The sequence below is a fragment of the Pseudoclavibacter sp. CFCC 13796 genome (genome assembly GCF_008831185.1).
Taxonomy (GTDB): domain Bacteria; phylum Actinomycetota; class Actinomycetes; order Actinomycetales; family Microbacteriaceae; genus Pseudoclavibacter_A.
In genome coordinates, this window is the sequence record NZ_WBKD01000001.1 from 489617 (window position 1) to 502114 (window position 12498).

The window sequence follows — 12498 nt, forward strand, 5'->3', positions numbered from 1 at the left end:
ACATGCAGCCGGCAGACGAGGGCCGGCTGCGCAGGTCATGCGACCGCTTCAGTTCCCACAAGGAGAAAACACCGCGCATGAGCAAGATCATGGATGCCCAGACCGTTACCCCGCCCACCGCGGACAGACGCCAGGAGACAGACCTGCTGGGCTCGCTGGACATCGACAATTCGCACTATTACGGCATCAATACGGAACGTGCGCTGCACAACTTTCCGATCACGCACAAATCAGTCGGCAACTATCCGGAATTCGTCAATGCTCTGGCCGTGCTGAAAGAGGCTGCGGCCTCGGTGAACGCCCGTCTGGGGCTCATCAAACCCGACACCTCGAAGGCGATCGTCGACGCCTGTGAGCGCATCCGCTCGGGAGCGCTGCACGATGAGTTCGCCGTCGGCATGATCCAGGGCGGCGCGGGCACGTCGACCAACATGAACGCCAATGAGGTCGTGGCCAATGTCGCCCTCGAAGAGATCGGTGCCGCAAAGGGACGCTACGATCTGATCGACCCGCACAATGACGTCAACTGCTGCCAGTCGACCAACGACGTCTACCCCAGCGCCATCAAGATCGCCCTGCTGCTGATGCTGGACGAGCTCAGCGAGGCATTGGCCTATACAGCCGATGCCTTCGCGGTCAAAGAGAGCGAGTTCGCGCATGTGCTCAAGCTCGGTCGCACCCAGCTGCAGGATGCCGTGCCGATGACGCTCGGCCAGGAGTTCGGCACCTATGCAGAGATGATCCGCGCCGACATCAAGGTGCTGGCGGCCGCACGTGCGCTGCTCAAAGAGCTGAACATCGGCGGCACCGCCATCGGCACCGGCATCAACACTCCACCGGAGTACGCGCCGGCGATGATCGTCGAGCTGAACCGACTGACCGGGCTCGGTCTCTTGGGTGCCGGCAACCTCGTCGAGGCGACACAGGACGTCGGCGGTTTCGTGCAGCTCTCAGGCGTGCTCAAACGCATCGCCGTCAAGATTTCGAAGGTCTGCAACGATCTGCGGCTGCTGTCGAGCGGCCCGCGTTCGGGCCTGGGCGAGATCAACCTGCCTCCGGTGCAGGCTGGCTCGTCGATCATGCCCGGCAAAGTGAACCCGGTGATTCCCGAGGTGGTCAACCAGGTCGCGTACGAGATCATCGGCCACGACGTGACCATCTCGCTCGCGGCCGAAGGCGGGCAGCTGCAGCTGAATGCCTTCGAGCCGATCATCGCGCACTCGCTCTTCGAAGAGATTCGTCATCTCGAACGCGCTCTGCGCACACTGACCGATCGCTGCATCGTCGGCATCACGGCCAACACCGAGCATCTTCGCGAGCAGGTGTGGAACTCGGTGTCGATCGTCACCGCTCTGTCGCCTGTGCTCGGCTACCAGACGGCCACGCGCGTTGCACAGGAAGCGCTGGAACAGAAGCGCAGCATCCCTGACATCGTGCGAGAAGAAGGACTCATGAGCGATGAGCAGCTTGAGGCCGCTCTGCTGCCCGAGCACCTGATTCACCCGTGGATTCCGGTGGTCGAGGAGTGAACTGACCCCGCGAACGGCGATCGGGCTGCCACTGTGCCGCACGGTATCTCACAGACCGTCAGTCCGGCCAACACCATGTCCGAGGCCAATGCCGGTTTTGCATCTGCAGTGACGTACGCAGACTTCATTCGTTGATGCCGAGGTCGGTCATCGGCAGGTCTCTGAAGCGCCCGTTGACCATTACCGACTCAAGCGAACGTCTTACGTGGTCGGTGGTGCGCGTGGGCCTGAAGTCACACAGTGAAGCCTGCAGGGAACGGGTCTGTCGGGTCGAGCATCCACTGAGCCGTACCTGTGACCCAGGCGCGGCCTGTGATCTCGGGGATGACTGCGGGCAGGTCGCCGACCATGGTTCTGCCGACAAGCATTCCTGTGAACGTCGTGCTGATCAGAGACTCATTGACGAACGGCGTCTGGAGCGGGAGTTCACCACGTGCGTGCAGCTGAGCCATGCGTGCACTGGTGCCGGTGCCGCACGGCGACCGATCGAACCACCCCGGGTAGATGGCCATGGCATGACGAGAATGTCGAGCGGTCGAGCCCGGTGCCTGCAGATACACGTGGTGACAGGTGTTAATGCTGGGCTGCTCAGGGTGCTCGGGGCGGTTCGTCGCGTTGATGGCGTCCATGATGCGCAACCCGGCGTCGAGCATCTCTGCGCTTCGAGCTCGATCGAATGGCACTCCGATCTGGTCGAGCCGCACAATCGCATAGAAGTTGCCGCCGAATGCGAGGTCGTAGGTGACCATGCCGAGCTCCGGCACGCTCACCTCCTGATCCAGCGCTTGAACGAAGGAGGGGACGTTGCGGATGGTGACCGCTGTGGCATGGCCCTCGCTGACATGCACGCGCGCCGTGACCAAGCCAGCCGGAGTATCGAGCCGGATGACCGTAACCGGCTCGACGGCAGGCACCATACCGGTCTCGACGAGCACGGTGGCAACGCCGATGGTGCCGTGACCGCACATGGACAGGCAGCCGGAGACTTCGATGTAGAGCACTCCGAAATCGGCGTCTGGGCGGCAGGGCGGCTGTAAGATGGCGCCGCTCATGGCACTGTGCCCGCGGGGCTCAGTCATGAGCAGTGTGCGCAAGCCGTCCTGGTCGGCCATGAACCGTTGTCGGCGCTCTTCCATGGTTGAGCCGGGAAGGACGCCCACCCCGCCGACGACGACACGCGTCGGCATGCCCTCGGTGTGCGATTCGACTGTGCTGATGATCCGTGCAGTTCTCAAGTGTCCTCCTGCGAACGCTTATCCCGCGAAGTCTTCACCGCACAAGCCGTTGCAGAGAGGGGGCGTCCGATGTCGGGGCGTTCTGAGCTTGTCGGTCATGAAGATCGCTCGATTCGTTGACGACACGGAGGCTCCTGACTCGAGTCGGCGAACACACCGCCGCATCCTCTGGTGCTCTGCTGTTGGCGCTTCGAAGGTGTGTCTGAACGCACCGCACTTATGCAGCATAGATCTGCGGAAGGTGCTCCGCCTTCGAGTAACGAGGAATTAACGACAGGACAGGAGCGAATATCGAGACGTAGCCATTGAGTAATCAGTGTGCAATACTCGGATATCTCGTTCTCGAGAATCATGGCACTTCCAGATGTCTTGCCTGCCAACTGCAAAGAACGTCCATGGCACCTGTCACGTGTCAGTCTCCCGAATCGCCTCGCTCGTTCGCGAAGAACACTTCGGCAGGCCAAGGAGTTCATTGGGGATCCGAATGCGCCTCATTCCTCAACCAACGAATTTCGAATCGGCTGACGTCGTACTCTTCTTGACGGTGTGGACGCCTGTGCGATTGAGAGGTATGGGGGCTCGCCGAATCTGCGCCTCGTTCGGCAGAAGGCCGCAGGTTACGGCCGCGTGACGGAACACGCCTGACATGGTGTCATGACCGTGACTCTCGTATGCGGTGCCTCATCTAGACAAGGCGGGATCTATTGGTGCGGCGTCGGCGACCGGACATCTGGCTTCCGTAGCGATCTTCATTGGAAGCTGCCGCGCGGTCAAGACCGATTTCAGACGGGCGGAAAGCTCTGAGCTGTTGTGAACAGACCGCATCGGGTTCCTCGTCGTTTTTCTGACACACGAGATGTGCGGACGAGTCGATGCGTCATACGCGGATCGTACATTCTGCAGACATCGTGCTCGGTGAAAAACCGATTGATGAAGTGAACTGCAGCGGACACCTCTGTGAAACACACAAGAAACAGCTCGTCGATAGTGTGATGTCACGTTCGCCGCAGGGGTGAGTTTCGTAATCGAGTCTCAGCGTGCGAACACGTGCGACTGTGCTGGCTGCACGGTTCTACAAGCTCGATCTGTGAACTCAGAAGCTGTTTCATTCGAGAGTCTAAGGAACGGAAAATGGAAGCACCGATTATCACGATGCCGAATGATGTTGTGCATCTCGGCGTCGATCTGGAGCACATCTCCAAACGATTCGGCGATCATGTCGTACTTGATGATGTCTCTCTTCATGTGGAGCCCGGAAGCGTTACGGCATTGATCGGCCCATCAGGAGCAGGAAAGAGTACGTTTCTGCGGTGCATAAACCTGCTGGAAGTCCCTGATTCTGGAGTGATTAAAGTCGACGGACACACCATCGAACCCGGTAAGCAGGTGTCGGCAAAAGACCTCACCGCTCTGCGTCGCACCGTCGGCATGGTCTTTCAGTCATTCAATCTCTTTCCCAACCTCACGGTTCTCAAAAACGTAAGCTTTCCCCAGCAGAAAATACTGGGTCGTTCGAAGGCAGAGGCAGATGAGCGTTCGCTTGAACTGCTCGACCGCGTCGGCCTGAAAGACAAAGCCGACCAATATCCTGCGAGGTGTTCGGGCGGTCAGCAGCAGCGTATTGCGATTGCTCGAGCCCTTGCACTCAACCCCAGCATCATGCTCTTCGACGAGCCGACCTCAGCGCTTGACCCGGAGCTCGGGCTTGAGGTGCTTGCGGTCATGCGTGAGCTTGCGGCTGCGGGTATGACGATGATCGTGGTCACACACGAGATGTCATTTGCTCGTGACGTCTCCGATCACCTCGTGGTCATGGCCGACTGCAAGATCATCGAGCAGGGAGATCCTCGAGAGATCATGAGCAACCCGAAGGAAGAGCGCACCAGGCGCTTTCTTCGCGCAGTCCTGGAGCGCTGACCGTGGGCGCCCTCACAGCTGTTCTTCTCGGCTTGCCACTGACCTTGCTGATCACCGTGGTCTCGTTCGTCATCGGTTTCATCTTGGCGATTCCTCTCGTCGTCGCACTCCGATCCGAGTGGGCGCCGGTGCGTCTGTTCTTCCGTTTCCTGGTCGATCTCATACGCGGTATTCCGATCATTGTTTGGCTCTTCATCATCTACTTCGGCATCGTCATCGGTCACTTCAAGTTCAAGCCGATTCAGGCTGCGATAGTGGGATTCAGTCTGATCTCCGCGGCGTATCTCGCAGAGATTCTTCGAGGTGGCATTCAATCAGTGCACTTCGGACAGTGGGAGGCTGCGGAGGCGCTTGGGCTCAAACGTTCCACAGCGTTCCTCAACATCGTCGCGCCGCAGGCGTATCGCATCACTTCGCCTTCGATCGCCACGTATCTGATCGGTCTGCTGAAGGACTCATCAATCGCGTCAACGATCGGAGTGACGGAGATGGTCTACTACTCCACCAACTTCGCGAGGCAGAACCCAGGGCCGGATGCGCTCACCCCGTTCTTCATCGCGGCACTGGTGTACATCGTGGTGAGCGTGCCGCTGGCCGTGCTCGCGCGCAGACTCGACGCTCGTCTGAGGAAGGCTGCCTGACATGGATATTCTTCAGTACTTGCCGCGTTTCCTGAGCGGCCTGCAGATCAGTCTGTATGTGACGGTCGTCTCCGTCGCCCTGGGCTATGTGATCGGGCTGCTGCTGGCTGTCGTGGTCTCTGCCCGGAACCCATGGCTGAAATGGCCCGGGCTCGTCCTCGTGGAGCTCGGACGCGGAACGCCTGCGCTTGTGATGCTCTATATCGTCTACTTCGGGTTGCCTGCGATCAACGTGCTCTTCGACAATGTGGTGGCAGCGATCATCGCATTGACCATCACCACCGCCGCCTATTCATCAGAGATGATTCGCGGTGGTCTGCAATCCGTGGCGAAGGGACAGGTGGAGGCCGCACAGGCTCTCGGCCTCGAACGACGAACTGTCTTTGGACGAGTCATCGTTCCCCAAGGGCTCCGGTCGGCGATCCCCTCGCTTATGGGTCTTGCCATCCAGATGTTTCAGGCGACGTCGCTGGCCTACTCGATCGCCGTTCCCGAGCTGATGAGCGCGGCCTACCAAGTGGGCAATGCGACATTCGAATACCTGAAGGTCTTCCTGATCGCAGGAGCTATCTATGCGGTGATCTCGATGCCCGTCACCTGGCTGTCGGTGTTCGTCGAGCGTCGTATGAACCGGAACTACTCATGAGGAGGAACACGCTGTGAGGCGCTCAAGCACAGAGTTCTGCTGCGCCTGACCCCGACATGAACGGTGCCTGTTCTCTTCGACAGTCACCATGATCGAGCTGTACTCGAAAGGATCATTGCAATGAACAAGAAACTGACGACGCTGACCTCGGGCACGGCGATCCTCGCATTGGCGGGCATCGCGCTGGTCGGCTGCTCAAGCGACTCGGGCAGCTCGCAGAACAAAGACTGCACTCCCGCACACTCAGGTCTGAGCACCGCCGCTGACGGGAAGCTCACCGTGGGCGTTACCGACACACCTCCGTTCAGCGCCAATGCGGCCGGAGGTGCCGCCACTGGTCTCGACATCGACATCGCGAAGAAACTGGCGGAGATGGAGTGTCTCGACGTGGCGTACACTCAGGCGACCTACGCCAATTCGATCCCCATGATCAGTCAGCAGAAGACCATTGATATCACTACCGGCGCCTGGTACCCGACTGCTGAGCGCAACAAAGTCGTCGACTTCTCAGGGCCCATGTATACCGACTCCATGTCGATTGTGTCGAAAGACGGTGTCAGCACGGTCGCCGGTCTCGAGAGTCTTGACGCCGTCGGCACCGTTGACGGCTACCTCTGGACCGAGGACCTCAAGTCGGTGCTGGGAGACAAGCTGCAGACCTACCCGAGTTCGGTCGAACTTCAGCAAGACCTCCTCAACGGACGGTTGGGCGCCGCCGTGGACTCCTATGGTGTGCAGGTCTCGGAATACAAGGATCAGACTGATTACACGGTGAAGATCGCCGAGCCTGACAATCGGGTCGTGGCATCGGTGGAACCAGCTCAGACGGTGTTCCCCATCTCGAAGGAGAACTCGGGACTGAAGGAGGCTTTGGACGCTGATCTGAAGAAGATGCGGGAAGACGGATCCCTGGCGGAGCTGGTCAAATCCAACGGCTTTGACGAGAGCATCGTCGTTCCCGCCGAGACAGATCTCAAGATCATCGGCTGATCAGACTGATTCGAAGTCGGAACTCGAGCGGGTGAGACATCTTTTCCCATGGTGTCTCACCCGCTCTTCTCTCAGGGCGGCTGCTGTCACCATTCCGGTGGTCTCAAACCTCCGCCATCGTTCGAGATCAGCAGACCATCTTCATCTAGGGCGTCTTACCAGACAGCCCGGGCGGCGACGTCACGACGCGGTTCTCGGACGTCGACCGGCAAATGCCGGACGTCAGAAACGAATAAACGATTTCAGTCAGAGAAAGGAACGAACGATGAGAATCGCAGTCGTCGGTGGGGGAGTCGTCGGTCTGATCAGCGCTTACCAGCTGGTGCGCAGCGGGCACGAGGTCACCGTTTTCGAGAAGCACCGCATCGGGGCGGGAGCGTCCACGGGCAATGCATGCCTCGTGAACCCCGGGTCATCGTTCCCTGTGCCCGCACCGGGCGGCTTCAGTCAGGCAGTCAGATCGTTCGGTGGTGGTACAGCCCTGTTGATTCGGCCCCATCTTCGTCCTTCGTACGTGCGATTCCTGCTTGGCATGGCTCGGGCATCCAACCAACGTGTCTTCGACAGACAGACAGACGCGTACTCATGGCTCGGCAGAGAGGCGCTGGCCGCCTTCGACCGTCTTGACGACACCGGGCTCGAGTACGAGCGGCACAACCGAGGGCTGGCAGAAGTGTTCACCGAACGAGACCAGCGAGATCGGTATCTGCAGCAGTACCAGCGCGTGAGTTGGATGGCGCCCAAGGTCAGGGCTGTGGAGGGAAACGAGCTCGCCACCCTGGAACCGGCCCTTGCCGACGTTTACCGTTTTGGCGTCTGGACCCAGGAAGCGCGGCAGGTGAACCCCACCAGTCTCATGCAGGCGCTGCGTGACGCGATCGTCACAGCGGGCGGGGCGGTGCGCGAAGAGACGGCGGTGCGTCGTCTTCTGCGTTCGTCCAGCGGACAGGTCAGCGGTGTCAGCACTTCGAGCGGAGAATTCACGGCAGACCGTGTGGTGATCGCTGCAGGCTACACCTCGCCTGAGCTGACACGTGCCCTCGGTCTGCGTCTGTGCATGGAAGGTGGCAAAGGGTACAGCGTCGACTACATGGCCCCGGGTCATGGCATCGTCGGCACGGTGATTCTGGAAGACTCGCACCTCGCGCTATCCGTCTTCGGCGATCGTCTCCGGGTCACCAGCTTCATGGAGTTCGGTGGGGATTCGGCGGTCAAAGACCGGGCGATCTCGTACATCACAAGTCACTTTGAGCAGGCGTTTCCCGGCGTTGACAGTTCCCAGCGCACGGCGGGGTGGGCTGGGTTCCGTCCCATGGCGCCAGACGGCATGCCGGTCATCGGCAGTGTGCCGGGGGCACCGGAGGTCATACTCGCCACTGGGCACGCCATGCTCGGCCTGAGCCTGGGGGCGATCACTGGAGAGGTCATCAGGGATTTGGTCGACGGCACTCTGGACGAGGCGAGCATTCCCAAGGAGTTCTCACCCGGAAGGTTCGCATGAGCCGCAGAGAATCTCTGCGACTGATGCCATTCTTGGCGCTCAAGTGTATTTCGATGAGTTTACGAACAGTCGGCTCTCACCCCGCAGCGCTATCGCATTGAGCACGAGCTGGCCGTTGCGATGCGCAGGCGCATCTTCCGTGGCGGTCTGGGCCCATCGGCTGCACACGCTCGTGAGAGCTCGTTCGCTCTCATGCGCGCGGCGTCTGCTTCGCTTCGCAGTCGCAATGAGCAGGAAACCACGGGGAAACATCCGGTTTCTACCATCACGGAAAGAGGGAAGCAGGACGATTCAGAGCGAGCCCTCGGCCTCCGGCTCTGCACTCGGTATCTGGGCCGAACATCCGCAGCATCCACATCGAGCAGTTGGAGAGAGGAACACCACATGGTAGAAACCATCAGCGTCGGATCAAGCGTAGCCGCCTACAGCCATGCCAAGGTCGTCGGAGGGCTCATCTTCACATCAGGGGTCACCAGTCATGATCTTGAGACCGGCGAGGTGCGTGGAACGACCATTGAAGAGCAGACCGAACTCGCTATCGATCTACTGCGGAAGATCTTGGAGAAAGCCGGAGCCGGCCTTGCCGACCTCGTGCAGGTGAAGGTGTACCTGAACGACATCACCACAGATTTCGCCGGTTTTGATGCGGTCTATCGACGCCTGATACCGGCACCATTTCCTCCGCGTGCGACCGTGGGAGCCACGCTGCCGGGCTATCACATCGAAATGATGGCCATCGCTGCGGTGCCGGAATCATGACCCTGCATTGGCCGAATCGGGTCTACGGCGAACTCGGTCCTGAAACGGACGGTCTGCGACTGCGTGTCGGACAGAACCAGAACATGGGCGGGTTCCCCATCGGCATCGTGTTCATCGACGGTGTGCGTTATCCATACATGCCTGGAAACGTGTGCAACGGGTGGACCTATGATTTTCCGGTGCGCCTCGCTGCCGTTCCCGAGCTGCAGGTCACAGAGCTCTTCGCCGCCGATGACAGCATTGCCGAGCGGGTGATAGACACCTGCCTTGGTCTGCAGCGCGAGGGTGTGCGTGCCATCAGCTCAGGGTGCGGATTCTTCGGCAACTTCCAGCGTGAGGTGCGTGACGCGCTCGATATTCCAGTTGCGCTGTCCAGCCTCGTGCAGATTCCATGGATCGAGCAAGTGGTGCGCTCAGACGAGTCGATCGGTGTGCTCACCGCTTCGTCTCCGGATATCACATCGAAGCTCTTAGAAGGATGCGGGATCGCACACCCCGAGCGTCTGGTAATTCGCGGGCTGCAGGAAGCCCCCGAGTTCTCAGCCATCATTGAGGGCCGAGGGGAGTTCGACAACGGCGAGGTCCGTCGTGAACTGGTGGCGGCGGCTACGGCGCTTGTGGCGGAGTCATCAGCGCCGATCGGCGCGATTCTGCTGGAGTGCAGCGACATGCCTCCGTACGCATCCGCCGTTCAGAGCGCCACGGGGTTGCCCGTCTTCGACTTCATCACGCTGATCAGATGGCTCGAATCGAGCGTGTGCCAGACACCGTATCGAGGTTTCCATTGAGATGCGACGACCACGGTGAGCCCCCACGAGCACTGCACGACGGATGCGTGAGAGAGACGCGCATGAGAGGAGCACGAACATGACAATCCCCAAAGTGGTCTACTTCAACATCCCGGATGACCTCGCCTACGAGCGCCAACTGCTCGCTGAGTGGGGTATCGCCGATCAGATCGATCTGATCGAGGTGAAGACTGAGGACAACAGGCCCGAGACGTTTCTTGAGGCTGCGCAGGACGCCGACGGCGTGATCGTGGAGTACTTCGAACTCACGGGTGACGTGATGAGGCAGATGCCGAATCTGAAGATCGCCTCTGTGCAGGCGATCGGCTCGAACAACATCGACTCGGCGACGGCGAGCGAACTCGGCGTCGCCGTGAGCAACACCCCGGGGTTCTGCGTCGATGAGGTGGCCGTGCACACTGTGGGGCTGATTATCGACCTGTCCCGGAACATCTCTCGTCTCGACCGCAGTGTGCGGGCGGGCAAGTGGGATCCGATGGATGCTCCGATGCCGCACCGACTCGCCGGCAAGACCGTCGGGCTTGTCTTCTTCGGCGGCATCCCCCAACGAATGGTCCCGATGCTGAGAGCTCTGGAACTCGACGTGGTGGTCTTCGCTCCGACTAAGTCCGCAGAGATGCTTGCTGAGTTCGGTGTGCGCAAGGCAGAGTCGCTCGAAGAGCTTCTGCGCGAGAGCGACTACGTCTCGTTGCACACGCCTCTGCTGCCCGAGACCCGAGGGCTGATCGGAACCGAGGAACTGGGGATGATGAAGCCCACGGCGTTTCTGATCAACACCGCACGTGGTGCCGTGGTCGATGAAAAGGCTCTCGTCTCCGCACTGGAAGCCGGAGGCCTCGCGGGGGCGGGAATCGACGTCATCGAAGACGAGGACACCGAGCAGACTGAGCTTCGTCGCTTCGAGAACGTCGTCATCACACCACACGCTGCGTTCCTCTCGGAGGAATCGTTTCTCCAAGCCAGGCGACAGTCGTTACAGTGTCAGATCGACCGACTCGTCCACGGGGTAGCGCCTCGGCACTTGGTCAATCGCGACCTCCAGATCTGAACGAAGGACTCATGAGCTACATCTCTCGCAATCCGTATACCGAAGCAATCGAACACGAGTACCCGGACGCCACTGACGCTCAGGTGGAACAGGCATTGGCCACTGCGCACAGCGCGTTCCTCGACTGGAGCCACACCGATCATGCGCAGCGCGCAGAGCTGCTTCGAGCCGTGGGGCGCCTGCTCACAGAGAGGACCGAAGAGCTGGCAGCGGTCCTCACGCGTGACATGGGCAAGACCATAGGCGAGGCCCGAGCCGAGGTGGGAACCTGCGTGCGCATCCTCACGTGGTATGCGGACCATGCCGAGAAGTTTCTGCAGCCGCGCACTGAGCTCGCCGCGAACTATAAGGGAGGCACCTATCAGATCGTGCCGTCTCCTCTCGGAATCATCTTCATCGTCGAGCCCTGGAACTTTCCGTACTACCAGATCGCCCGTGTGCTTGCGCCTCAGCTGGCAGCAGGGAACACGGTGATTCTCAAGCACGCCTCGAACGTGCCGGGTGCAGCCCAGGCCTGGCAGACCGTGATGGACGACGCCGGTGCGCCCCGAGGACTCTTCACCAACCTGTTCGCCACGCATGATCAGAGCGCCAGAATCATCGCAGATCCACGAGTGCGCGGCGTTGCACTGACCGGCAGTGAGGCCGCAGGTGCCGTCATCGCCGGGCAGGCGGCTCAGGCGCTCAAGAAGAGCACCATGGAACTGGGCGGCGCTGACGCACTGATCGTCCTGGAGGACGCTGAAGTCGAGAAGGCGGCTCGCTGGGCTGCCTACGGCCGGCATCGCAACGCGGGCCAGGTCTGCGTTTCATCGAAGCGCATGATCGTCGTGGACGCGGTCTACGACCGCTTCGTCGCAGCCTATCTCGCCGAGGTGGGGAAGCTTCGCGCCGGTGATCCCTTCGATCCCGACACCACTCTCGCTCCGCTGAGCACAGAAGGAGCTCGTACGGATCTTCAGGCGCAGGTGGAGCGCGCAGTGGCCGCCGGCGCGACCGCACAGTACGTCGATCTGCCAGTTCCGGAGCACGGCTGGTTCTTTCCACCGGTGGTGCTCAGCGACATCAGCCCGGACAACCCGGCGTATCACGAGGAGTTCTTCGGGCCAGTCACGCAGCTCTACCGAGTGGCGGACGAGGACGCCGCGGTCAAACTGGCGAATGATTCGCCGTATGGACTGGGAGGATCAGTCTTCACTGCAGACGAGCAGCGGGGACTTCATGTCGCTCGCAGGCTCGACACCGGAATGGTCGCCGTCAATCGTCCGTCTTTGGGAGGCCCCGACGTGCCGTTCGGGGGAACCAAACGATCAGGCTACGGGCGGGAACTCATCGACCTCGGACTTCTGGAGTTCGTCAATCAGAAAGTGATCGGTCTCGGCGATATCGACGCATAGGCTCTCAGACTGTGTTTTGGGGGGCC

General features: G+C 60.5%; 11 protein-coding genes. 10 read left to right on the forward strand and 1 reads right to left on the reverse strand.

Annotation, left to right across the window (positions count from 1 at the left end):
* The first annotated feature begins 77 nt into the window (after positions 1-77).
* The gene (locus F8O07_RS02205) at positions 78-1529 is read left to right on the forward strand and encodes an aspartate ammonia-lyase (protein ID WP_158030533.1); all 1452 of its coding nucleotides are present in this window, start codon (positions 78-80) and stop codon (positions 1527-1529) included.
* Between the two features lie 233 nt (positions 1530-1762).
* Here F8O07_RS02205 and F8O07_RS02210 read toward each other — a convergent pair whose 3' ends face one another.
* The gene (locus F8O07_RS02210; RefSeq protein WP_158030534.1) at positions 1763-2764 is read right to left on the reverse strand and encodes a proline racemase family protein; all 1002 of its coding nucleotides are present in this window, start codon (positions 2762-2764) and stop codon (positions 1763-1765) included.
* A gap of 1131 nt (positions 2765-3895) precedes the next feature.
* Here F8O07_RS02210 and F8O07_RS02215 point away from each other — a divergent pair.
* From F8O07_RS02215 to F8O07_RS02255, 9 genes are all read left to right on the forward strand, one after another.
* On the forward strand, positions 3896-4681 hold the full coding sequence (locus F8O07_RS02215; protein WP_318655788.1) for an amino acid ABC transporter ATP-binding protein: 786 nt from the start codon (positions 3896-3898) through the stop codon (positions 4679-4681).
* 2 nt (positions 4682-4683) lie between these two features.
* Complete coding sequence (locus F8O07_RS02220) at positions 4684-5322, forward strand: amino acid ABC transporter permease (protein WP_158030535.1); 639 nt, start codon at positions 4684-4686, stop codon at positions 5320-5322.
* A 1-nt stretch (position 5323) separates the two neighbouring features.
* Entirely contained in the window at positions 5324-5968 is a 645-nt protein-coding gene (locus F8O07_RS02225; RefSeq protein ID WP_158030536.1) for an amino acid ABC transporter permease, read from the forward strand.
* Positions 5969-6088: 120 nt separating this feature from the next.
* Complete coding sequence (locus F8O07_RS02230; protein WP_158030537.1) at positions 6089-6958, forward strand: substrate-binding periplasmic protein; 870 nt, start codon at positions 6089-6091, stop codon at positions 6956-6958.
* 265 nt (positions 6959-7223) lie between these two features.
* Positions 7224-8459, forward strand: a complete 1236-nt coding sequence (locus tag F8O07_RS02235) for an NAD(P)/FAD-dependent oxidoreductase (protein WP_158030538.1) — start codon at positions 7224-7226, stop codon at positions 8457-8459.
* 384 nt (positions 8460-8843) lie between these two features.
* A complete protein-coding gene (locus tag F8O07_RS10525; RefSeq protein WP_192496594.1) occupies positions 8844-9218 on the forward strand; it encodes a RidA family protein in 375 nt (124 codons plus the stop codon).
* On the forward strand, positions 9215-10006 hold the full coding sequence (locus F8O07_RS02245) for an aspartate/glutamate racemase family protein (protein ID WP_158030540.1): 792 nt from the start codon (positions 9215-9217) through the stop codon (positions 10004-10006). The genes F8O07_RS10525 and F8O07_RS02245 overlap by 4 nt, the downstream gene beginning before the upstream one ends.
* Positions 10007-10085: 79 nt before the next feature.
* The gene (locus F8O07_RS02250; protein ID WP_158030541.1) at positions 10086-11075 is read left to right on the forward strand and encodes a C-terminal binding protein; all 990 of its coding nucleotides are present in this window, start codon (positions 10086-10088) and stop codon (positions 11073-11075) included.
* Between the two features lie 11 nt (positions 11076-11086).
* Positions 11087-12472, forward strand: a complete 1386-nt coding sequence (locus F8O07_RS02255) for an NAD-dependent succinate-semialdehyde dehydrogenase (RefSeq protein ID WP_158030542.1) — start codon at positions 11087-11089, stop codon at positions 12470-12472.
* Positions 12473-12498: the final 26 nt, after the last annotated feature.

Bases quoted from the DNA above. Each gene is read 5' to 3' on its own strand.
- F8O07_RS02245 (WP_158030540.1), top strand. From the start codon at position 9,215: ATGACCCTGCATTGGCCGAATCGGGTCTACGGCGAACTCGGTCCTGAA.
- F8O07_RS02230 (WP_158030537.1), top strand. From the start codon at position 6,089: ATGAACAAGAAACTGACGACGCTGACCTCGGGCACGGCGATCCTCGCA.
- F8O07_RS02205 (WP_158030533.1), top strand. From the start codon at position 78: ATGAGCAAGATCATGGATGCCCAGACCGTTACCCCGCCCACCGCGGAC.
- F8O07_RS02250 (WP_158030541.1), top strand. From the start codon at position 10,086: ATGACAATCCCCAAAGTGGTCTACTTCAACATCCCGGATGACCTCGCC.
- F8O07_RS10525 (WP_192496594.1), top strand. From the start codon at position 8,844: ATGGTAGAAACCATCAGCGTCGGATCAAGCGTAGCCGCCTACAGCCAT.
- F8O07_RS02235 (WP_158030538.1), top strand. From the start codon at position 7,224: ATGAGAATCGCAGTCGTCGGTGGGGGAGTCGTCGGTCTGATCAGCGCT.
- F8O07_RS02225 (WP_158030536.1), top strand. From the start codon at position 5,324: ATGGATATTCTTCAGTACTTGCCGCGTTTCCTGAGCGGCCTGCAGATC.
- F8O07_RS02255 (WP_158030542.1), top strand. From the start codon at position 11,087: ATGAGCTACATCTCTCGCAATCCGTATACCGAAGCAATCGAACACGAG.
- F8O07_RS02215 (WP_318655788.1), top strand. From the start codon at position 3,896: ATGGAAGCACCGATTATCACGATGCCGAATGATGTTGTGCATCTCGGC.